The 21,684-nt window shown below is 72.1% G+C and carries 19 protein-coding genes; 5 read left to right on the plus strand and 14 right to left on the minus strand.

The features are described from left to right. Positions 1-67: 67 nt before the first annotated feature. Positions 68-1,039, minus strand: a complete 972-nt coding sequence (locus AB0472_RS31810) for an alpha/beta hydrolase (RefSeq protein ID WP_366361623.1) — start codon at positions 1,037-1,039, stop codon at positions 68-70. A gap of 294 nt (positions 1,040-1,333) precedes the next feature. Here AB0472_RS31810 and AB0472_RS31815 point away from each other — a divergent pair, with 294 nt between their 5' ends. Further along, positions 1,334-1,561: a hypothetical protein gene (locus AB0472_RS31815; protein WP_093497897.1), complete on the plus strand. Its 228-nt coding sequence runs from the start codon at positions 1,334-1,336 to the stop codon at positions 1,559-1,561. Between the two features lie 179 nt (positions 1,562-1,740). Here AB0472_RS31815 and AB0472_RS31820 read toward each other — a convergent pair whose 3' ends face one another. Both AB0472_RS31820 and AB0472_RS31825 read right to left on the minus strand, forming a co-directional pair. Then, entirely contained in the window at positions 1,741-2,424 is a 684-nt protein-coding gene (locus AB0472_RS31820) for a 4'-phosphopantetheinyl transferase superfamily protein (protein ID WP_366361515.1), read from the minus strand. Then, positions 2,372-3,277: a metallophosphoesterase gene (locus AB0472_RS31825; protein ID WP_366361517.1), complete on the minus strand. Its 906-nt coding sequence runs from the start codon at positions 3,275-3,277 to the stop codon at positions 2,372-2,374. Before AB0472_RS31825 ends, AB0472_RS31820 begins: the two co-directional genes overlap by 53 nt. 321 nt (positions 3,278-3,598) lie before the next feature. Here AB0472_RS31825 and AB0472_RS31830 point away from each other — a divergent pair, with 321 nt between their 5' ends. Further along, positions 3,599-4,720 (plus strand): ATP-grasp domain-containing protein, encoded by a 1,122-nt coding sequence (locus AB0472_RS31830; RefSeq protein ID WP_366361519.1) that lies wholly within the window; start codon positions 3,599-3,601, stop codon positions 4,718-4,720. Between the two features lie 217 nt (positions 4,721-4,937). Continuing rightward, positions 4,938-6,617 carry a carbohydrate binding domain-containing protein gene (locus AB0472_RS31835; RefSeq protein WP_366361520.1) on the plus strand — a complete coding sequence of 560 codons (1,680 nt, stop codon included), beginning with the start codon at positions 4,938-4,940 and terminating at the stop codon, positions 6,615-6,617. A gap of 10 nt (positions 6,618-6,627) precedes the next feature. Here the strand turns inward: AB0472_RS31835 and AB0472_RS31840 are convergent, their stop codons facing one another. From AB0472_RS31840 to AB0472_RS31860, 5 genes are all read right to left on the minus strand, one after another. Beyond that, complete coding sequence (locus tag AB0472_RS31840) at positions 6,628-7,527, minus strand: sulfotransferase (protein WP_366361522.1); 900 nt, start codon at positions 7,525-7,527, stop codon at positions 6,628-6,630. A 176-nt stretch (positions 7,528-7,703) separates the two neighbouring features. Further along, positions 7,704-8,954 carry an alpha-L-fucosidase gene (locus tag AB0472_RS31845; RefSeq protein WP_366361524.1) on the minus strand — a complete coding sequence of 417 codons (1,251 nt, stop codon included), beginning with the start codon at positions 8,952-8,954 and terminating at the stop codon, positions 7,704-7,706. 4 nt (positions 8,955-8,958) lie between these two features. Continuing rightward, on the minus strand, positions 8,959-12,003 hold the full coding sequence (locus AB0472_RS31850; RefSeq protein ID WP_366361526.1) for a glycoside hydrolase family 38 C-terminal domain-containing protein: 3,045 nt from the start codon (positions 12,001-12,003) through the stop codon (positions 8,959-8,961). 45 nt (positions 12,004-12,048) lie between these two features. Next, on the minus strand, positions 12,049-13,386 hold the full coding sequence (locus AB0472_RS31855; protein WP_366361528.1) for a 6-phospho-beta-glucosidase: 1,338 nt from the start codon (positions 13,384-13,386) through the stop codon (positions 12,049-12,051). Then, a complete protein-coding gene (locus tag AB0472_RS31860) occupies positions 13,383-14,147 on the minus strand; it encodes a DeoR/GlpR family DNA-binding transcription regulator (RefSeq protein ID WP_366361530.1) in 765 nt (254 codons plus the stop codon). The genes AB0472_RS31855 and AB0472_RS31860 overlap by 4 nt, the downstream gene beginning before the upstream one ends. A 128-nt stretch (positions 14,148-14,275) precedes the next feature. On the opposite strand from AB0472_RS31860, the gene AB0472_RS31865 reads away from it, so the two are divergent. Together AB0472_RS31865 and AB0472_RS31870 are read left to right on the plus strand one after the other, a co-directional pair. Beyond that, on the plus strand, positions 14,276-15,295 hold the full coding sequence (locus AB0472_RS31865) for a carbohydrate kinase family protein (protein ID WP_366361532.1): 1,020 nt from the start codon (positions 14,276-14,278) through the stop codon (positions 15,293-15,295). Between the two features lie 118 nt (positions 15,296-15,413). After that, the gene (locus tag AB0472_RS31870) at positions 15,414-16,691 is read left to right on the plus strand and encodes an extracellular solute-binding protein (protein ID WP_366361533.1); all 1,278 of its coding nucleotides are present in this window, start codon (positions 15,414-15,416) and stop codon (positions 16,689-16,691) included. Positions 16,692-17,060: 369 nt separating this feature from the next. Here AB0472_RS31870 and AB0472_RS31875 read toward each other — a convergent pair whose 3' ends face one another. The 6 genes from AB0472_RS31875 to AB0472_RS31900 all read right to left on the minus strand — a co-directional run bounded on the left by AB0472_RS31875 (position 17,061) and on the right by AB0472_RS31900 (position 21,513). Continuing rightward, positions 17,061-17,483: an Hsp20/alpha crystallin family protein gene (locus AB0472_RS31875; protein WP_366361535.1), complete on the minus strand. Its 423-nt coding sequence runs from the start codon at positions 17,481-17,483 to the stop codon at positions 17,061-17,063. A gap of 104 nt (positions 17,484-17,587) precedes the next feature. Beyond that, entirely contained in the window at positions 17,588-18,205 is a 618-nt protein-coding gene (locus AB0472_RS31880; RefSeq protein ID WP_366361536.1) for a hypothetical protein, read from the minus strand. Beyond that, complete coding sequence (locus AB0472_RS31885) at positions 18,202-18,942, minus strand: CBS domain-containing protein (protein ID WP_366361538.1); 741 nt, start codon at positions 18,940-18,942, stop codon at positions 18,202-18,204. Before AB0472_RS31885 ends, AB0472_RS31880 begins: the two co-directional genes overlap by 4 nt. Positions 18,943-19,203: 261 nt before the next feature. Continuing rightward, on the minus strand, positions 19,204-19,542 hold the full coding sequence (locus AB0472_RS31890; protein ID WP_366361540.1) for a universal stress protein: 339 nt from the start codon (positions 19,540-19,542) through the stop codon (positions 19,204-19,206). A gap of 178 nt (positions 19,543-19,720) precedes the next feature. Then, positions 19,721-20,422: a pyridoxamine 5'-phosphate oxidase family protein gene (locus AB0472_RS31895; protein WP_366361542.1), complete on the minus strand. Its 702-nt coding sequence runs from the start codon at positions 20,420-20,422 to the stop codon at positions 19,721-19,723. Positions 20,423-20,445: 23 nt separating this feature from the next. Then, the gene (locus AB0472_RS31900) at positions 20,446-21,513 is read right to left on the minus strand and encodes a zinc-dependent alcohol dehydrogenase family protein (protein ID WP_366361625.1); all 1,068 of its coding nucleotides are present in this window, start codon (positions 21,511-21,513) and stop codon (positions 20,446-20,448) included. Positions 21,514-21,684 lie beyond the last annotated feature (171 nt).

Genomic DNA, 21,684 nt, shown 5'->3' on the forward strand with positions numbered 1-21,684 from the left:
ACTCAGGTGACGCTGCGACCGGCGCGGTGCGGACTCAGGTGACGCTGCGACCGGCGCGGTGCGGGACTCAGGTGGCGCTGCGCTCGCTGGCCTCGCGCAGGTCTCGCTGCGCGGCCGGGCCGGGTCCGGGGTCGGGGCGGCCGTCGAGGAGCAGGCTGCGCCAGTGCTCGCGGCTCCAGTCCGCCGGGGCGGTGGTGGCGGTGAAATCCTGGACCAGGGCGACGAACCGGGCCGGGTCGGTGTGGAACGGGAAGTGCCCGGCGCCCTCGAAGATCTCCAGCCGGGCGCCGGGCATCGCCTCGCGGGCGCGGTGGGCGTGCCGGACCGGGACCACGCTGTCGCGGTCGCCCCACACGAGCATGGTCGGCATGCCTTCGGTGAGATAGCAGCGGTCCAGCATGGTGACGACCTGGCCGCGCCAGTCGACGACCGCGCGCAGGGTGCGGACGAAGGCGTTGCGGGAGGTCTCGTCGGGGAGCGCGTCGACCAGGGTGAGCAGTTCCGGGGCGTCCTGGCCGAGGCCGGTGTCCAGGAGCCTCAACAGGCGTACCGCCAGGCCTACGTGGAAGCGCATGCCGGGCAGCCGGAGCGCCGACAGCAGCAGGTGGGCGCCGGGGAGCGAGACCAGCCGGAGCGCCGGGTTGACCTCGCGTCCCACCCCGCCCGCGCTGACCAGGATGAGCCGCTCGGTGCGCTCGGGGAACTGGTAGGCGAACTGCATCGCGACTCCCCCGCCGAGCGAGTGCCCGACGAGGGTCGCGGACTCGATGCCCAGCGTGGTCAGCAGGTCCCGCACCCCGTTGGCGTAGGCGGCGACCGAGTAGTCGGCCCGCGGTTTGTCCGACCCGCCGTGGCCGAGCAGGTCCGGGGCGATCACGGTGTGGGTGCGGGCGAGGACGGGGATGAGCCGTGCCCAGGTCGCCGAGGAGTCCCCGATGCCGTGGACGAGGACCAGGGCGGGCCCGTCGCCGGCGATGCGGTAGGCGCGCCGGTAGCCGTGCACGACCCGGTGACGCGTCTCCAGTTCGCCGTCGAACACCGGGCGTAGGTGCGCGGTGCGCTGCGGACGGCTGGGCACCGCTTCTGACACGGTCGGCCTCCCCCGCTGTCCCGGGCCCGCTGCGACCCGGCCGGATGCGTCTCCTTCCAGGGTAGGAAGACTTTTCCCCGGGAAGTTTCGGCGAGGTTTCACCTCGGCTAAGCGAGCGAACCGAGGCCCGGCGCGGGGGCGTTGTCAGTGGTGACCGGCAAGCTGGGGGGTGCGCACCGCACATCGGGTGTGCCCGCGCCGTCCGGGCGCGTGACCGCAACGACCGACGGGGAGAGCCGACCGATGCACACCGCCGTACTGACCGACCGTGAACGCGCCGCCGTCAAGGCCTATCTGCGGCTGCTGCACACCGTGCGCGCGGCCTTCGACGGACCGCCCGACGCCCCGCGCCCCTTCGTGGTGCCACCCGCCGTGCTCGCCGAGGCCGAGGACGCCCTGGCCGGTGCCGGGCTGGCGGGCAACGAGGAGGCGTTCTTCCGGCTGCTGCACGACTGGTGCCCACCCACCTGAGCCGACGGCACGTCAGGGGCTGGGAGCAGGTGCCGGCGGTGACGCTCGAGTGTGTTCCGACACGCGCGAGTGAGCCTCCCGGCAGGGTCGGACACTGCGGGAGGTGGCGGCGCCGTTCGTGGTGCCCGGCCCCTCGGGAGTCTCCGTCCGTGGCGACAGGACTCGCTCCCGCACAGTGTTCAGGAACGGTGCGGCACGACCACGGCCGAGGTCAGCATGCCGTGCCCCACGCTCCAGCGGCCCTCGAAGACCTCCAGACGGCGCCCGCCGACCTCCGGCCCGGGGACCAGCAGGCGGGCGCGCAGGACGCCGTGCGGCCGTTCCCCCGGCTCCGGGACGAGCTCTATGTCGGCCTCCATGAAGTCCAGCCACTTCCCGGTGAGGGGGAACCACGCCTTGTAGACGGATTCCTTGGCGCTGAACAGCAGGCGGTCCCAGTGCACGCCGGGCCGTTCGGACGCGAGCACGGCGAGCCGCTGCCGCTCGGCGGGCAGCAGCACGGCCTCGGCGACGCCCTCGGGGAGCGCGGCGTGCGGCTCGGCGTCGATGCCGAGGGAGGCCAGGTCGGTGGCGCGGACCAGCGCGGCGGCGCAGTACCCCTCGCAGTGGGTCATGCTGCCGACCAGCCCGTCCGGCCAGCGCGGGGCGCCCCGCTCGCCGCTCACGACGGGCTGCGGCGGGACTCCCAGCTTCTCCATGGCGTCGCGGGCGCAGGCGCGCACGGCGGCGAACTCGCGGCGGCGCTTGGGCACGGCCCGGGCGACCAGCGCCGCCTCCTCGGGGTAGAGCGGGGCCTCGCGGACCGCCTCGTCACCGAGCATCTCCACGGCCACCACCGACTCCGGGAGCAGCTCCTCGATCACCGGTTCCGACCTCCATCGGCAGAATACGGCGCAGCCTGCCCGGGTCTCCGGAACGCTTGCGCCACTCGCGGGGATATCCCACGGAGACCTCTTCGAAGCGGACCCCGTCGAGCCAGGTGGTCCGGGGGATGTGCAGATGACCGTAGACCATGGTGGCGACACGGAACCGGCGGTGCCAGTCGGCGGTGCGGGTGGTGCCGCACCACATGGCGAACTCCGGGTACCAGAGCACGTCGGTGGGGTGCCGGTCCAGCGGATAGTGCCCGGCCAGCACGGTGGGCAGGTCCTCGGGCAGTTCGGCGAGCCGCCGTTCGGTCTCCTCGACCCGGGCCCGGCACCAGTCCTCGCGGGTCGGGTAGGGGTCGGGGTGCAGCAGGTACTCGTCGTTGCAGACGATGCCGGTGCCGTGCGCGTAGGCGAGGCCCTCCTCCTTGGTGGCGCACCCGGCCGGCAGGAAGGAGTAGTCGTACAGCAGGAAGAGCGGTGCCACGACGGCGGGGCCGCCGGGGCCCTCCCAGACCGGGTACGGGTCCTCGGGGGTGACCACGCCCAGCTCCCGGCAAAGACCGACGAGGTGCTCGTAGCGGGCGACCCCGCGCAGCGTGACCGGGTCCTTGGGGTGGGTCCACAGGTCGTGGTTGCCGGGCGCCCACAGCACCTTGCGGAAGCGGCCGGCGAAGGTCTCCAGCACCCAGCGGATGTCCGCGACGGTCTCCGCGACGTCACCGGCCACGATCAGCCAGTCCTCGTCCGAGTCCGGCCGCATCTTCTCGACGAGCTCGCGGTTCTCCGGGTACGAGATGTGCAGGTCGCTGATGGCCAGCAGCTGTCCGGCACCGGCCGTGGACTCCACCGCGTACCCCTTCCGATCATGTCGTCGGCACCCACCACAGCACATTCCGGGGGCCGGGAACAAGAGCGCCCGGCCGGGCGCGGGGCCGGGTTCCGGGCCGTCAAGGAAACCGGCGCGGACGGGGCAGGAAAACGCGCGTGGACAGTACGGGGAAATCCGTAACACTCGCGTTGCACGCGGGGCCCCTTGAAAGCCGTATGATCCCCCCAACACCACCGCCATGAACTTCCCTTCGCCCAGGGCGGTTTGGTGTCCCTCCAACCACCCTGCCCGGGCACGGGCGCGCTCAGCCCTGCCCGAAAACCCCGAAAGGCGGCTTTAATGCGCTCTCGCGTACGCGTCTGGCTCAACCGCACGTACGCGGAGAACGTGTTCTTCATGGATCAGCTGCGGAGAAATCCCAGCGACCGGGCGGTCGACATCCATGCGACGCACGGTGACGCCGACTCCCCCGTGCTGGCCGCCGCCGACACCGCCGACCTGGAGCCGGAGGGCCTGTCCCCGGCCGGCTACGTCGAGTACGCGCTCGACCAGTGCCAGCGCCGTGGCATCGATGTCTTCGTGCCCCGGCTGCACCAGTCGGCGATCGTCGCCCACCGGGCCGACTTCGAGGCGATCGGCACGGCCCTGCTGGCGCCGACGCCGGAGGCGACCGCGGTCTTCGAGGACAAGGCGACCGCGTACGAGGCGGTGAACTCGGTGGGCGTCCCGGTGCCGCCGTGGTCGCGGGTCCGCACGGCGGACGAACTCCTGGCCGCTGTCGAGGAGTTGGAGGCGGGCGGCCACAGGGCGTGCTTCAAGCCGGCCGCCGGTGCGGGTGGCGTGGGTTTCCGGGTGATCACGCGCGCTCCCTTCTCGCTCTTTCACCTCAGCGGGTTCCCCGGGCCGTACGTCCAGCTCGACCTGGTCGTGGACGCGCTGCGCCGCGCGGAGCAGCCGGTGGACTGGCTGGTGATGCCGCGCCTGGAGGAGCCGGAGGTGTCCGTGGACTGCCTCACCGGGCCCGACAACCGGATCCGGATGGCCGTGGGCCGCACCAAGAAGGGGCGCCGGCGCGGGTTCACCCTGGACGAGCAGTGGCTGAAGCCGGCGCGCATCATCGCCGAGGGCTTCGGGCTGCACTACCTGTCCAACATCCAGTTCCGGATGTACGGCGACCAGCCGGTGCTGCTCGACGTCAACACGCGGCCCGCTGGCGGGCTGCACCAGCTGTCGCTCTGCGGGGTCAACGCGCCCTGGGCGGCCGTGCAGTTGGCGCTGGGCGAGGACCCCGGGGTGATCGAGCCGCCGTTCCTGGGGCAGGACTACGCGGTGGTGTCGGGGCCGAAGCCTGTCCTGCCGTCCGTGCCGGTGGCACGGGAGGAGGCCGACATGATGCCGGCGCCGACGCTGCCCGTGGCAGTGGAGCCGGTCGACGCTGCGGCTGCGGTGTTGCCGCTCTAGGCCGTCGGCCGGGTGCGACGCCGTCGTGGTTGATCGCGCCCACGCAGCGGAGCCGCATATCGAGCACAGCCCCGCCACCTTCGTTTCCCACCTCACCGGTATGGACCAATTCACGTCTGTCTTCTTGACAGGTGGATTGGTCCATACCAGCTTGGTTGCGCACCCCCTCGCACCTTCGTGCCACTCCCGAACACCCCCACTCCTTCAGGGAGATCGCGTGCGCAACTCGCTCAGACGTTCCAGACGTCGGATACTCGCCCTGCTCGGGTCGGCCGCTCTCGCGCTCGCCGGGGCCATCGCGCTGCCCGGTACCGCGCAGGCGGCCAACATCCTGTCCAACCCCGGCTTCGAGTCGGGGAGCCTGTCGCCGTGGTCCTGCTCGGGGAACCTCGGCTCCGTCGTGTCCTCGCCCGTGCACGGCGGCTCGAAGGCGCTCGCGGGCGCCGCGAGCGCCAGTGACAACGCCCAGTGCACGCAGACCGTCGCCGTGCAGCCCAACACGACGTACTCGCTCAGCGGCTGGGTCCGCGGGTCGTACGTCTACCTCGGGGTGACCGGCGGGGCGTCCACCTGGACCACCTCGGCGTCCCAGTACAGCCCGCTGACGGTGTCCTTCACCACCGGGGCCTCGCAGACCAGCGCCCAGATCTACGTCCACGGGTGGTACGCCCAGGGGACGTACTACGCCGACGACATCGGCCTCGACGGGCCCGGCGGCAGCACGGACACCCAGGCACCCACCGCGCCCACGAACCTGACCTCCACCGGGAAGACCTCGTCGAGCGTGTCCCTGTCGTGGTCGGCGGCGACGGACAACGTCGGGGTGGCGGCCTACGACGTCTACCGCGGGTCGACCCTGGCGACGAGCGTCTCCGGGACCTCCGCCACGGTGAGCGGACTGTCGGCCAGTACGGCGTACACGTTCACGGTGAAGGCGCGGGACGCGGCCGGGAACGTGTCGGCGGCCTCCAACTCCGTGTCGGTGACGACGAGCGCGGGCAGCGGCGGCGGCAGCGGGTTCAAGCAGGCCGCGCCCTACCTCTACGAGGGCTGGGGCGACCCGCCGAACCCGACCACCGTGATGAACGCGACCGGCATCAAGAACTTCACCATGGCCTTCGTGCTCGACTCGGGCGGCTGCACCCCGGCCTGGGACGGCAGCCGGGCGCTGACCGGCGGCGCCGACCAGACCGCGATCAACCAGATCCGGGCGGCCGGCGGTGACGTCACCCCGTCGTTCGGCGGCTGGCAGGGCAGCAAGCTCGGCGCCAACTGCTCCTCCGCGAGTGCGCTGGCCGGGGCGATCCAGAAGGTGGTCGACGCCTACGGTCTCAAGTCCGTGGACATGGACATCGAGAACACGGACGAGTTCGAGAACGAGGCCGTGCAGGCGAAGATCCTGACCGCCCTGAAGACGGTCAAGGCCGACAACCCCGGCCTGCGGACGATCGTCACCTTCGGGACGTCCACCACCGGTCCGACGTACTACGGCAACCGGCTCATCGAGCAGGCCCAGTCGATCGGCGCCGACATCGACGTCTTCACGATCATGCCGTTCGACTTCGGCGGCGGCTCCGACATGTACGGCAACACCGTGGCCGCGGCCGAGGGCCTGAAGACCAAGCTGAAGTCCACGTTCGGCTGGGACGACGCGACGGCCTACGCGCACATCGGGATCTCCGGCATGAACGGGCTGTCCGACCAGCAGGAGAACACCACCCCGGCGATCTGGACGCAGATCCGCGACTGGGGGAACTCGCACCACATCGCCCGGCTCGCCTTCTGGGCGGCGAACCGGGACCGCGGCTGCGCGGGCGGTGGCGTGGTGAGCAACTGCTCCGGGATCAGCCAGAGCGACTGGCAGTTCACCTCGATCACGGCCGGCTTCACCGGCTGAGCGTCCGGGATCAGGGGCGTGGGGGCTGTCCGACCGGGTACCCCCACGCCTTCGCTATCTCCGCGAGCCGGGGCGGGAGCTCGGCGGTGGGGTCGGCCCGGCGGGCGGCCTGGATGCGGCCGGACTTGATCTCGCTGCTCCAGTCGCCGAGCTTGGGCCGGAAGGTGCCGTGGTCCTGGGTGCCGTAGTCGAGCATGCCGCTCTCCCAGGGGACGCCGAGGTACTCGCACAGGCCGCGGGTGACCCGCTCCGGCTCGGCGGTCAGGTCCTCGTACGTGATCACATGGGCGTCGGGGAGCCGCTGCCGGGCCTCCTCCAGCTTCTCGACGTAGCCGAGGACCTCGCCGTGGATCTGGCCGAGGTCGGGCTCGGCGCGGCGGCTGGTCAGGGACTGGATGACCGCGCCGGGGTGGCGCAGCAGCAGCACGAACCGGGCGTCGGGCCAACATCGGTGCAGCCGGGGCCAGATGAGGGTGTTGGGCGGGGTCTTGTCGACGATGACGTCCTTGCCGCTCCGGCTGAGTTCGAGGTGCAGCACCCGGTCCCACAGGACGTGCTCCAGCTCGTCCTTGTCCAGGGCGAGCTCCGCCATCGCGTCGGCCGTGAAGTCCCGGGACATACGGACGTGGACCGTGCGCAGGTGCATCTCGTGCGGGGCACGGATGCGGCTGTGGCTGTTGAGCAGGACCCGCAGCAGGGTGGAGCCGGAGCGCACCGAGGAGAGCACGAAGACCGGCTTCTCCACCAGGCGCGGGGCACGCGGGGCCACGTAGGCCTCCGTGACCGGCTTGCCGGTGGGCTGGGACGGGATGGCGTCCAGGGTCTTGCGCGGCGGGCTCACCGCCTGCGCCATGAGCCGGCCCCGGCGCTTCAGCCCCCTGGCGATCGCTGACATTCGCGGGTCTCGCACGGTGATGCCCTTCTGTCGTCCCTGCCGTCCCGCATCCCAGGGGTGCCAGACGAACTCAAGGTGTCCGAGAGGGAAACCGCCAGGGTCACGGCGGCCCGGAAAGCCGCCGTGACCAGCCCACTTACCGTTCTCTTAATTCTTCATATAAGTAATCCAGACTTATGGTCCGAACCCGGTCAGAACCGTCCGGATCCTCGGTACAGCTCCAGTTCCCCGTCCAGTTCGACGGCGAGCACGGTGGCGTGCGGGTCGAGGTCGGCCGCGGCCGGCGGGTCGATCCACAGCACGCCGACCGCCTCGTGCAGCCCGCCGGTCACCCGGTGGCCGAGCTCGGTGCCGGTGCCGAGGACGGTGACCCTGCGGACCTCGGTCGCCAGGCCCCGGACGCCGATCTCGGCGCGCGGGACGTCGAACAGGGTGAGGTAGAGGGTGCGCCGGTCGGCGGAGAGGGTGCTCGGGCCGTAGTGGTGCCCGGCCGGCAGGCCGCGCCCGGTCCCGTACACCGCCTCCGCGTGCCTGCGGATCCACTCCCCCAGCCCCTCCAGGCGCTCGGCCTGCGGCTGCGGGATCGTGCCGTCCTCCATGGGACCGACGTCCAGCAGCAGGTTGCCGCCGCCCCCGATGGTCTCGGTGAAGTAGCGGATCAGCTGGGCGAGGGACTTGTGGTTGTGGTCGTGGTGCTGGAACCCCCACGAGTCGTTGATCGTCAGGCACAGCTCCCACGGCCCGTCCGGCGGCACGACCGGGGCGCCCTGCTCGGGCGTCGCGTAGTCCCCCTCGCCGAGCATCCGCGCGTTGAAGACGACGTGCGGGACGTAGGACCGGATCAGCGCGGCGAGTTCCGGGATCCGCCACTGCTCCTCGCTGCGGTCCCACTCCCCGTCGAACCACAGCAGGTCCGGCCGGAACCGGGACGCCAGCTCCCGTATCTGGCCGTCGCGGTAGGCGATGAAGCGTTCCCAGGCGTCCAGGTCCTCGTCCTCGGCCGCCACCTCCGAGTACCGGTTGTCCTCCAGCTCCGGCGGGCGGCCCGGCTTGCGGGTGGAGGCGTAGTCGGGGTGGTTCCAGTCGGAGTGCGAGTAGTAGAGGCCGACCTTGAGACCGTGCTCGCGCAGGGCCTCGGCGTAGGGGCCGAGGTAGTCCCGGCCGAGGCTGAGGTCGCCGTACGCCGTGTCCCAGAGGGCCACGCCGTCGTGGTGACGGCTGGTGAGCACGGCGTACCTCGCGCCGGCGCGGGCGAACAGGTCCGCCCACGCCTTCGGGTCGTACTTGGCACCGGTGAAACGGCCCAGCTGGGACATGTACCGGTCGTGCGGCACGACGTCGTCGTAGAAGGACCAGGACTCCTGGACCCCGTCGACGGCGTAGATGCCCCAGTGCACGAAGATCCCCAGCTTGGCGTCGGTGAACCAGGGTTGCATGCCCATCCGGTCAGCTCCTCTGCAGCCGGAGGGTGAGGATCTGGAAGGGGCGCAGCGCGACGGAGACGGTGTCACCGGCCACGTCGGCGTCCTCCAAGGGGCGCTCCAGGAGGTCGGTCACCTGGGCGCCGGCCAGTGCGAAGCCGGTACGCAGGACGCCCTGGGCGCGGCCGCCGCGGGACTCGTAGAGGCGGACCACGACGTCGCCGGAAGCGTCGTCGGCGAGCTTGACGGCCTCGACGGTGACGCCGTCGCCGTCCACGGAGACGACCGGCCGCGGCTCGCCCGCCGCGTCGGCCACCCGGAGCGGGAGGTTGAGGGCGTACCCCTCGGCGACGGCGTCCCCGATCGTGGCGCCGGGCAGCAGCGAGTACGTGATGCGGTGGCGGCCCTGGTCGGCGCCCGGGTCCGGGACGCGCGGGGCGCGTACCAGGGAGAGCCGGACCGTGGTGGTCGTACCGCCGTCTTCGCGGACCGTGCGGGAGACGTCGTGGCCGTACGTCGAGTCGTTGAGGACGGCCACGCCGTAGCCGGGCTCCCCGATGTGCACCCAGCGGTGGCCGGAGACCTCGAAGCGGGCCGCCTCCCAGCTGGTGTTGGTGTGCGTGGGCCGCTGGACGTGGCCGAACTGGATCTCGGCGGAGGAGTGCGCGGCGCGCACGTCCACCGGGAAGCCGGCCTTGAGGAACTTCTCGGCCTCGTGCCAGTCGATGTCCGTCTCGAAGTCGATCCGGGGGCTGCCGGCACGGACGGTGACCGTCTGGGTGATCGTCGAGCCGTTGCCGAAGGGGCGCGTGATCCGGATCGAGCCGAGCAGCGGGTCCGCGTCGGCGACGGTGATCTCGGAGGGGGCGAGCAGGTCGGTGTAGCGGTTCTTGTAGTGCTTGTCGACGTCCCAGGCGTCCCAGTAGTTCGGGAGGTCGGTGTGCAGCCGGAGCAGATTGCCCTGGCCGGCGAGGACCTCGCGGTCCGCGCGGTGGTCGCGGACGGACGACAGGGTGCCGTCCTCGGCGATCTCCACCCGGACGAGTCCGTTGTCGAGGACCCGGCCTTCGACGGTCACCGGCCGCGGGGCCTCGGCGGCGGCCGTCAGCGGCGCGCTGCCGCCCGCGGGGACCTCGACGTACACCGGAGTGCCCGCGGTGTCCCGGACGACCTCTGCGCGGGCGTAGGGGCTGGTGTTGAAGACGCGAGCGGTGCCGCCGCCCAGGGCGGTGACCGCCTCGGTGGTGAGCGCCTCCAGTTCCGCGGCGACCCGGGCGTACTCGGCCTCGGCCTCGCGGTGCACCCAGGCGATCGAGGAGCCGGGCAGGATGTCGTGGAACTGGTGGAGCAGGACCGTCTTCCAGAGCCGGTCGAGCTTCTCGTGCGGGTAGCGGTAGCCGGGCGCGTGCAGGGCGGCCGTGGTGGCCCACAGCTCGGCCTCGCGCAGCTTGTGCTCGCTGCGCCGGTTGCCCTGCTTGGTGCGGGCCTGCGAGGTGTAGGTGGCGCGGTGCAGCTCCAGGTAGAGCTCGCCGACCCAGACCGGGGCGTCCTCGTACTCGGCGCGGGCCTTGGCGAAGAACGCGTCCGGGTGCTCGACCTCGACCCGCGGGGAGCCCTCCAGGTCCTTCAGGCGGCGGGCCCGCTCCATGATCTCGCGGGTGGGGCCGCCACCGCCGTCGCCCCAGCCGAACGGGGCCAGCGAACGCGTCGCGCCGCCCTTCTCCGCGTAGTTGCGGACGGCGCGGGACATCTCCTCGCCGCTGAAGCGGGCGTTGTAGGTGTCGACGGGCGGGAAGTGCGTGAAGATGCGGGTGCCGTCGATGCCCTCCCACCAGAAGGTGTGGTGGGGGAACTTGTTGGTCTGGTTCCAGGAGATCTTCTGGGTGAGGAACCACTCGTTGCCGGCGAGCTTGGCGATCTGCGGGTAGGCCGCGTTGTAGCCGAAGGAGTCCGGCAGCCACACGCCCTTGGTCTCGACCCCGAAGTGCTCCATGAAGAACCGCTTGCCGTGCACGAACTGGCGGGCGACCGCCTCGCCGCCGGGCAGGTTGCCGTCGGACTCCACCCACATGCCGCCGACCGGCGCCCACTGGCCCTTCTTGACCGACTCCTGGATCCGGGCCCAGACCTGCGGGTAGTTGTCGCGCACCCACTCGTACTGCTGGGCCTGCGAGCAGGCGAAGACGAACTCCTCGTACTCCTCCGCCAACGATGTCACGTTGGAGAAGGTCCGGGAGGTCTTGCGCTTGGTCTCGCGGATCGGCCAGAGCCAGGCCGAGTCGATGTGGGCGTGGCCGACGCCGGAGATGCGGTGGGCGCTGGCGTGCGCGGGCCTGGAGAGCGCCGGTTTCAGGGCCTCGCGGACGGCGGCGGCCGAGCCGGCGATGTCGTCCAGGTCGAGCAGGTCCATCGCGTGGTCGAGGGCGTGCGCGATCTCGTGGCGGCGCGGGTCGTGCTCGCCGAGCTCCAGCATCAGCTCCTTCAGCACCTGGACGTCCAGGTCGAGGTGCCAGACGTCCTCGTCGAGGACGGCGATGTCGGCGCGCCTGAAGGTGTAGAGCGGCTTGTCGCCGGCGGTCAGCACGTCGCCGAGCGGGGTCGGACCCGCGAAGTCGCCCGCGAGGATGTCGGGGTTGGAGGCGGCCTCGACCAGGTAGTCGATCACCTCGCCGCCCGTCGCCGGGTCCGCGATCCGCACGTACTGGTTGAGCGGGTTGACCGCCTTCAGCGGGGTGCCGTCGGCGAGGTGGACCAGGGCCTCGGCCTGGTTGCCCGGCCAGTCGCCGACGAAGCCGAGGTCGATGACGGCCTCGACGCGGCGGCCCGCGAACTCCTCGGGCACCCGGCCGTGCATCCGAAACCAGGTGGTGCCCCAGGGCGGGCCCCACGGGGTGTCCATGGCGAACGGTTCGTACGCGGCGGCCGCGGCCTCCTCGAAGGGCACCGGCTCCCCGGGGGCCTGCCAGGCGGACACCTCGAAGGGGACGGCGGCCGCGTACACCGCGGGCTTGATGCGCTGGTTGTGGAGACGCTCTACGCGCTCCTCGATCCGGCGGCGTTCGTCGTGCATGGAAGTCTCCAGAAGAGGTATGGAAAGCGCTTTCCGAGCGGCTGACTACTTAAGATACGCGAGGCCCGGGTGGACCTCGGTGTACCCCTCCACCAGCCGGCGGGCGACGTTCACGGAGTCGACCAGCGGGTGCAGCGCGAACGCCTTCACGGCCGTCGTGCGGGAGCCGGACTCCGCCGCGGCGAGGACCTCGCGCTCGACCGCCTTGACCGCGCAGACCAGGCCGGTGGCGTGGTCGGGCAGCGGGGCGACGGCGACCGGGTGGGCGCCGTTGGCGTCGACCAGGCAGGGCACCTCGATGACGGCCTCGCCGTCGAGGACCGCGAGGGTGGAGCGGTTGCGGACGTTGAGGATCAGGGTGGTGCGCTCGTCGCGGGCGATGGCCCGCATCAGGGCCAGGGCGACCTTCTCGTAGCCGCCGGAGAGGTCGTCGGCGTCGCGTTCGCCGGCGCCGGCCGTCTCCCGGTTCTCCGACATGTAGGTGGCCTCGCGCTCGGCGCGGGTGCGGTCCCAGACGTCCAGGGCCCTCGTGCCGGGGTCGGTGACCGCCTCGTAGAAGTGCGCCTGCTGGTCGCGCAGGAAGGCGCCGCGGGTCCGCTCGGCCTGCTGGTAGGCGCGGACGGCCTCGCGGTTGAAGTAGTAGTAGTGCAGGTACTCGTTGGGAATGGCGCCGAGGGACCGGAGCCAGTCGGTACCGAAGAGCTTGCCCTCCTCGAAGGAGCCGAGCAGGTCGGGGTCGGCGAGCAGGCGCGGGAGTTCGTCGCGGCCCTCGATGTGCAGGCCGCGGACCCAGCCGAGGTGGTTGAGGCCGACGTAGTCGATCCACGCCTCCTTCGGGTTCCCGCCGAGCACCCGGGCGATCCGGCGGCCGAGCCCCACCGGGGAGTCGCAGATGCCGATGACGCGGTCGCCGAGGTGCCGGGACATCGCCTCGGTGACCAGGCCCGCGGGGTTGGTGAAGTTGATGACCCAGGCGTCGGGGGCGAGCCGGGCGACCCGCCGGGCGATGTCGACGGCGACGGGCACGGTCCGCAATCCGTAGGCGATGCCGCCGGCACCGACCGTCTCCTGGCCGAGGACGCCCTCGGCGAGTGCCACCCGCTCGTCGTTCGCCCTGCCCTCCAGGCCGCCGACCCGGATCGCCGAGAAGACGAAGTCGGCGCCGGTGAGTGCCTCGTCCAGGTCGGTCGTGGCAGTCACGGCGGGGGCGCCCGGGACGCCGGCCGCCTGTTCGGCCAGGACCCGGGCGACCGCGGAGAGCCGGCCCGCGTCGAGATCGTGCAGCACCACCTCGGTGACCCGCCCCTCGGCCCGGTCCGTCAGCAGTGCGCCGTACACGAGCGGCACGCGGAACCCGCCGCCGCCCAGAATCGTCAGTCTCACGCTTCAGCCTTTCCTGCCAGGACCACCTCGACACCGGCCTCCTCCAGGGCGGCTCGGGTCGCCGGGTCCACCGGCGCGTTGGTCACCACCATGTCCAGGTCCCCGGGACCGCAGACCTTCGCCATGCCCGTGCCCGGGAACTTGGCGGCATCGGCGAGCAGGACGACCTTGTCGCTCGCCCCGATCATGGCGCGCTTGACCGGCACCTCCACGACCGTCGTGTCCATCACCTGCCCGCCGGGCCGCACCCCGCTGGTGCCGAGGAACAGCCAGTCGGCGTGCAGCTGGCGCAGGTTGTCCTCGGTGAGGAACCCGACCAGGGAGCGGTACTCGCGGCGCAGCATGCCGCCGAGCAGCACCAGCTCGATGCCCTCGTCGTCGGCGAGCTCCTCGTAGACCACCAGGTTGCTGGTGATCACGGTGAGGCGGCGGCCGTGCAGCTGCCGGGCGAGCCGGAAGGCCGTCGTGCCGATGTCGAGCAGCACCGACTGGCCGTCCTCGACCAGCGCCGCCGCACGTGCCGCTATCGCGTCCTTCTCGGCCACCCGCACCTCGGCGACCTCGGCGAAGGGCTGGTCGCCCTCGTCGGCGACGGCGCCGCCGTGGACACGTGTGAGCAGCCCGTCCTCCTCCAGCTTGACCAGGTCGCGCCGGATGGTGGCCGGACTCACGCTCAGCTGCTCGGAGAGGTCGGTCACAGAGGCGGGGCCGCCGGCGCGCAGGGCCCGCAGGATGAGTTGGTGTCGTCGTTCTGCCAGCACGCGGCGAACACTACTCGTCATCTTCAATCAAATCCATGCTCAGTTCTGCTCGGGTATTGACCAATCTCGCCGAGCAGCGCACGATTCCCGTCATCGAAAATGACGAGTTTTGACGAGAGGCTGCGCACGTGGACGACGACAGGCCCGATGTGCTGCTGACCGGACTGCTCTTCTACGACCTCGTCCTCACGGGGCTGGGCAAGCCGCCGACACCGGGCGAGGAGATCTGGACGGCCGGCATGGGCTGCGGCCCCGGCGGCATCGCGAACCTCGCGGTGGCCGCGTCCCGCTTCGGCCTGCGCACGTCGCTGGCCACGGTCTTCGGGGACGACTTCTACGGCGAGTACTGCCGGGACGTCCTGTGCGACCAGGAGGACATCGACCTCTCGCTCTCCCGCACCGCGGACGGCTGGCCCACCCCCGTCACCGTCTCGCTCGCCACCGGCCACGACCGGGCCCTCGTCACCCACGGCCAGGAACCCCCGTACTCGCAGGACGCGTTGATGGGCGACCCGCCCGAGGCGCGCACCGCGCTCGTGCACATCGAGGCCGAGCCGCGCCAGTGGATCGCCAAGGCGGCGGCGAACGGCACGCACGTCTACGCCGACGTCGGCTGGGACCCCACTCAGGAGTGGTCCCGCGACCTCCTCGACCAGCTCGCCCTGTGCCACGCGTTCCTCCCGAACGAGACCGAGGCGATGGCCTACACCCGCACCGACACCGCGGTCGCGGCCCTCGGCACGCTCGCGGAGCTGGTGCCGGTGGCGGTCGTCACCCGGGGCGGGGACGGCGCGGTCGCCGTCGACCAGACCACCGGGGAGTACGCCGAGGTCCCGGCCCTCGCCGTCGACGTCCTGGACGCCACGGGCGCCGGTGACGTCTTCGGGGCGAGCTTCGTCACGGCCTCCCTCGGCGGCTGGCCGCTGGCCGAGCGGCTGCGGTTCGCCGTCCTCGCGGCCGGGCTCTCCGTCCAGCAGCACGGCGGCGCCCTCGCGGCCCCCGGCTGGTACGGCGTCGACCGCTGGTGGCGCTCGCTGACCGACCCCGAACTGAAGAAGACCTACGGCTTCCTCGCCGACCGCCTGCCGGCGGACGCGGGTCCCCCGGTGCACCACGCCCCGGTCACCCCGCCCGCCCGGTACCCCTGACCCGCACCCGATCCACCGCCCGGCGCCCGGGCAGCCCGATGCCCGACGCCCCACAGCCCCCACGATCCACAGCACCAACGCCCCTCAGTACCACGAACAGGAACAACAGGAGTGACCCGTGGACCTTTCACGTAGAGGCTTCCTCCAGGCCGCCGCACTCACCGCGGCCGCGTCCGGCCTGACCGTCGCATGCGGCGGCTCCGGATCGGGCGGTACCAAGAACGGCAAGAACCTCACCCTGTGGTACTGGGGCGGTGCGCTCAGCGACAAGGTGGTCGCGGAGGCGAAGACCCACTTCAGCGGCACGGTCAAGCTGACCGCCTCGTCCATCGGCGGCGACTTCAAGCAGAAGCTCACCACCACCCTCGCCGCGGGCGGCTCCTCGGTGCCCGACATCACCGGCATCAAGGGCGAGGACATGGCGTCCTTCCTGCCCAACGCCTCCCGCTTCCTCGACCTGAACGACCTGGGCTTCAAGAAGCTCTCCTCCCAGTACCTCGGCTGGAAGACCAAGCTCGCCCAGACCAGCGACGGCAAGCAGATCGGCTTCCCGATCGACATCGGCCCCACCGCGCTCTTCTACCGCGAGGACCTGTTCGCCAAGGCCGGCGTGGCCACCGACCCCGACAAGGTCGCCGCGCTGGTGACGACCTGGGACGACTACTTCACGCTCGGCACCGAGCTGCAGAAGAAGAACCCCGGCACCTTCCTGGTCAACAACATCGGCTCCGTCTTCAACATCGCGGTCGGCCAGGGCACCCAGCGGTTCATCGACAAGAACAACCACTTCATCGGCGACCAGGACCACATCCGCAGCGCGTGGACCACGGCCGTCCGCCCCTACACCCTGGGGATCGACGCCAAGATCAACGACAACAGCTGGAACGCCGCCGTCGGCAAGAACCTCCTCACCGAACTCGGCGCGGCCTGGCACGCGCTGGACATCGAACAGGCGGCGCCGCAGACCAAGGGCAAGTGGCGGGTCTGCGCCAACCCGGTGGGACCGGCCAACCAGGGCGGCTCCTACCTCGCGCTGCCCAGGCAGTGCCGCAACCCCGAGGAAGCCTTCAAGATCATCAGCTGGATCCTCAGCCCCACCAACGACGCCCGCGGCTTCACCGACGCCGCCATCTTCCCGGCCGCCCCGGCCGCGTACGCCATGCCGGCCATGACGGGCCCCGACGCCTTCTTCGGCGGGCAGAAGGTCATCGAGGTCTTCAGCCCGGCCGCCAAGTCCATACCGGACAGCTACGAGGCGCCGGCCGACGCGGCCGTCATGGCCCCGTACATGACGGAGCTGACCAACATCGAGGCCAAGGGCAAGAAGCCCGACGACGCCTGGCACGACGCGGTCAGCCAGGCCAAGCAGATCGCCCGCCGCCAGGGGGTGAACTGAGGTGACGTCACCTCCGGTCACCGGTCCCGCCGCGGTGCCCGAGCACCCCGGCGGGCCCGGCCCCGCCCCGTTCCCCCCCCCGCGCGCCCCCCCCCCCCCCGCCCCCGGGGGGGGCCCCCCCTCGGCCCCCCCCCGGTGCCCGGCCGCCACGGGGGCCGCCCCCCCCCCCGGGGGGGGCCCCGCCAGACCCATGTCCAGCCGTTCAGCAGTGCACCGAGGTCCGGTGGTCGGACGGCGTCGGCGGCCGGTGCGGTTCTCGCGCGGCCGTGCCGTGCCGCCGACGGTTGCGCAGCCGGGCGGCAGTGTGCGCGGCCGGTGGGCACCGGCCGCGCACACCTGATGTGGGATCGGCTCCCTCCCCCCTGAGGGTCAGCCGGTCCGCACCGGAATGGTCCTGGTTCCCGCCTTCTCCTTCGGGACCGGGACCGTGACGGTCAGCACGCCGTCCTTGTACTGCGCGGCCGCCTCGTCGCCGTCCGCTCCGGCGGGCAGCCGGACGGAGCGGGCGAAGGTGCCGTAGCGGAACTCGGTACGGTGCTTCTCCTCGGTCTCCTGGGTGCGCTCGGCCCGCAGGGTGAGCACGCCCTCCGTGACGGTGATCTCCACGTCGGCGGGGTCGACGCCCGGAAGCTCGGCCCGCAGCACGTAGGTCCCGTCCTTGAGCTCCTCCTCCACGCGGATGCCGTGCAGCCCCGGAACGCCGTGCGGAACAGGGAAGCCGGACTCCGCCCAGCCGAACAGGTCCTCGGGCAGCACCGGCCAGCCGCGCAGCCGCTCGATCATGCCGCTCATGTGCTTCCTCCTCTCGGATTGTCATCTCCAGCCTGGCGCAAGGGCGTTGGAACAGCCGTGGGCCGACCGGCCCTGTTCCGGCTCCGGTCGGCCCTGAGCAGACGTCATCCCCTGCCGTCGCTGAAGTTCCGCCACTGGGGCCCGATCCGTCGCCATTCCGCGTCCCACTCCGCGAGGCGGCGGCGCATCAGGCGGCCGCGGAGGACCTCGCCGGCGCTCCACACGGCGGTGGCGGCGAGCGGTGCCACGAGGACGGCGGCCACGACGGAGTCGAGGGTCGCCTCGCTCCGGCCGGTCGGTGGAGCGGCCACCCGTTCGCCGCGATCCACCCAGACCGGTAGCCGACTGCCGGCGGTGGCTGTGGGGACCGCCGTGGCCAGGCCGGTGTGCACGGAGCCGTCCGCGGCCGTCCAGCGCACCGTGACCCACACCTTCCCCGCGTCGTCACCGACGAGGGGCGAGCCTCCCCCAGAGGGGGTACCCCCAGCCCCGCTCTCGGTCAGTTCGGCGGACACCACGTGGAGGGCGGAGCGCCGCTCGGCGAACGTGTGGTCCACGGTCGCGCCGGCCCACCATCCGGCGAGCAGCCCGCCGACGAGGGTCGCGGTCCAGACGGCGAGTACGACCCAGGCCTCCAGTACGTCGCTGTGGCGCCGCAGCGGGTTGCGCCGCCAGCGCCAGAACGGGCCGCCGACCAGACGTCCGGAACGCGTGCCGGTCATCGGTCGCCTCCTTCCGGGGCCCGGGACGTACGGCTTCGGCCGGGCGGTACGTGACCGGCGTCGGGTAGATCGGGGTCGAGGTCCGGGCGGCGCGGCGGACCCGCGAGTGCGCAGTCCACGGCGACCACGCCGTCGACGCCCCGCACCCACCCGGCGGCCACGGGGGCCAGCGCGGTGTCCGGGACACGGCCGGTGAGGGTGACGACACCGTCGCTCACCTGCACGCGCACCGGCTCGGCAGCGTCGGGGAAGAGGTGCGGGAGGATCTCGCGCCGGATCTCCTCGGCGATGTCCTCGTCGGCCCGCAGGAACACCTTCAGCAGGTCGGCACGGCTGACGACCCCCCGCAGCAGTCCGTCCGCATCGACCACCGGGAGCCGCTTGACGCCGTGCCGGGCCATCGTGCGCGCGGCCTCGGGCAGCGGGGCCTCGGGGCGGACGGTGACGGCCGGAGTGGTCATCAGCTCCGCCGCCGTGACCGTTGCGGCCTCGGCGAGGGCCGCTCCGGACCGTACCCGACCGTAACCGACCGGGGTGCCGGTGCGGGCCTCCTCCCTGTGCAGGAGATCCGCCTCCGAGACGACGCCGACGACCCGTCCGCCGTCGTCCACGACGGGAGCCGCGCTCACCTGCCACTGCTGCAGGGCCTTCACGATCTCCTTGAAGACCGCGCCGTGGCGCAGTGCGAGGACGGTGTGGGTCATCACGTCACTCACGACGTGTGGAGTGCCGGTCATGGCGACCTCCAGGGTTCGGCAGCCGTGGTCCGACATCCCCAGGATCGGCCATCCGCCTCCGGAAGGCATGAGCCGAACGGTCCCCTTCCAGGGATCCCAGCCCTCCTGGGCCGGTGCCCGAGGACAGGTTCCGGCTGCTGCTACGGGGCCGGCTACACCGGCCTCGTTCCCCCGCCCCCGGGCTCCTGGGGGCAGTCCCACTCCAGCCGGCCGCCGAGTTCCGCCGCCCGATCCGCCATGTTCCGCAGCCCTGACCACTGCTCAGACGTGCGGTACGACCGCGACCGGTGCGGCCGCGCGGCGCGCGGCGCCGACCAGCACCGCAACCGGCTGTCCCGGGAGCTGGTCCGCGTCAGCCCGCAGGCAAGGATGACGGTGGTGCAGCCGGACCGCGGTCTCCCGCAGCAGCGCCGCGGAGTGGTCGGCCGGCGCCGTGGCCGGCGGCTCGCCCGCGAACGGCACGTAGCCGTGCGGCTGTTGTTCGCCGATGTGCAGCAGTCGCAGGGGAAGGTCGGACATGAGGGACTCACGCGCGGCCCAGTCGGCTGCGGCGAGACTTTCCGGGGAGCCGTCCAGGCCCACGGCGACAGCACGCGTCATGAGGAGACCTCCTGCTGCACGGGTGTTGCTCCCCCTCCGATCACGCGCCGCCCACCGCAGGAGTGACCACAGGTCCCCAGGAGGGCCCGTTGGTCCCCGGTGCCGCCGGTGACGGAGGGCACCGGGGACGGGTTCCAGGCCGTACACGGCTGCTACGCCGGTCGGTGCACGGCCCGGTCTACTCCGGCACCTGGCCCGGCCCGGATGCGACCGTGATGCGGCGCCCGGTCACGGAGCGGGGCTCGATCCGCACCCACAGGTCGCGGTCGCCGCCCGCCCACGGGGTGCTGTAGGCCGAGAAGGTGAGCCGGCGTGCCTCCTCCGCCTCGCTCACGCGGCTCGCCGGTCCGCGTACCAGGACGCTCCAGCCCTCACCGAAGGCGTCGTCGATGCGGTCGACCTCGAAGGCGACCTGACGGCCGGCCGCCATGGACGGTGTGGTCTCGTCCGCGGTCCTGAAGACGATCGTGCCGTCGACGACGCTGTAGTTGACCGGGAGGATGACCGGGCCCGAGGCGGTGTCGACGCCGAGCCGTCCGACGCCGTGCGAGCCGAGCAGGGCCCTGCATTCGGCCGGGCTCAGTTCGGTGAAATCGGGGCGGTACCCGGCCCGGCCGGGTCCGGGCGGGGTGTCCAGGTCGCCTCCCGTGAGGTGCGACATGGTGGTGTGCAGGACGTCGGCGAGCCTGAGCAGGGCGCCCGTGCCCGGCGCGGCCTCGGGGTGTTCCTCCAGGTACCGCAGATACCCGGCCGCGATACCGGACCGTTCGGCCGTCTGCTCGCGGGTGAGGCCGAGTTCCTTGCGGCGGGCCGCCACGCGGCGCCCCAGGTCTCCCAGCGCTGGTTCTTCTGTCGTGTGCGGCCGTACCTGTTCGGCCATGACGGGTCACGTCCTCTCGTCGGTCAGGTCCCGCGGACGGCGACCTCGTGCTGCTCCCCGCCGAGCACCACCTTGAGCGCGCCGGTGTCGGCGGCCCGGGCGAAGACGTCGTACGCCTCGGCCATGTGGTCCAGCGGGAAGGTATGGGTCACCAGTTGTGCGGTGGACAGCCGGCCGGCGGCGGCCATGCGCAGCAGAGTGGGGGTGGAGCGGGTGTCGACGAGGCCCGTGGTGATGGTCACGTTCTTGATCCACAGGTCTTCGAGGTGCAGCGTGGCCGGCTTGCCGTGCACACCGATGTTGGCGACGCGACCGCCGGGCCGGACCATGCGGGTGCACGACTCGAAGGTCTCCGGTACGCCGACGGCTTCCATGACGACGTCTGCGCCGAGGCCGTCGGTGAGGTCGGCGATCAGTTGCTCCGGCGCCTCCCGGGCGTCCGCGACGGCGTCGGCGCCCAGGCGCCTGGCCGCCTCCAGCCGGGCAGGTGCCAGGTCCACGGCGACGATCCGCTCGGGGGAGAACAGCCGTGCCGTGGTGATCGCCGCGAGGCCGATGGGGCCCGCGCCGACCACGGCGACGGTGTCGCCGGGGCGCACCCGGCCGTTCAGCACCCCGACCTCGTAGGAGGTCGGGAAGATGTCCGCGAGGAGCACGGCGTCCTTGCTGTCGACCGTGCTGGGCAGCGCGTGGACGGACAGGTCGGCGAAGGGGACGCGGACGTACTCGGCCTGGGTGCCGTCGATCAGGTGGCCGAGGATCCAGCCTCCGCCGCCGCGGCACTGGCCGTACATCCCTTCCCGGCAGTAGGAGCAGCGCCCGCAGGAGCTGATGCAGGAGACCAGTACACGGTCTCCCGGCCGTACGGTCCGCACGTCACTGCCGGCCTCGACGATCTCGCCGACGGCCTCGTGACCGAGGATCGTGCCGGGCTGCACCTCAGGGACGTCGCCCTTCAGGATGTGCAGGTCCGTCCCGCAGATCGTGACGGCGTCCACGCGCACGACGGCGTCCGTGGGCTCCTTGATGGCGGGATCGGGGGCCTCTTCCCAGGCGCACTGCCCGGGGCCGTGGAAGACGAAGGCCTTCATGGATTCGCTCACCGTCCTCGGTCCGCTGCGGGGCACGGGGTCGGCGGACGCCGGCGGCGGGTGCCGGCCGGACGTCGGTACATCGCCGGTATCGCCCCGCACGTCCAGCCTGTCCTGTCCCGTACGGGTCCGCTTGGGCCGTACGGCCCCCATCACCCGCCGGACGGCCGT

This window comes from Streptomyces sp. NPDC086777 (assembly GCF_040702065.1).
Classification (GTDB): Bacteria; Actinomycetota; Actinomycetes; order Streptomycetales; family Streptomycetaceae; genus Streptomyces.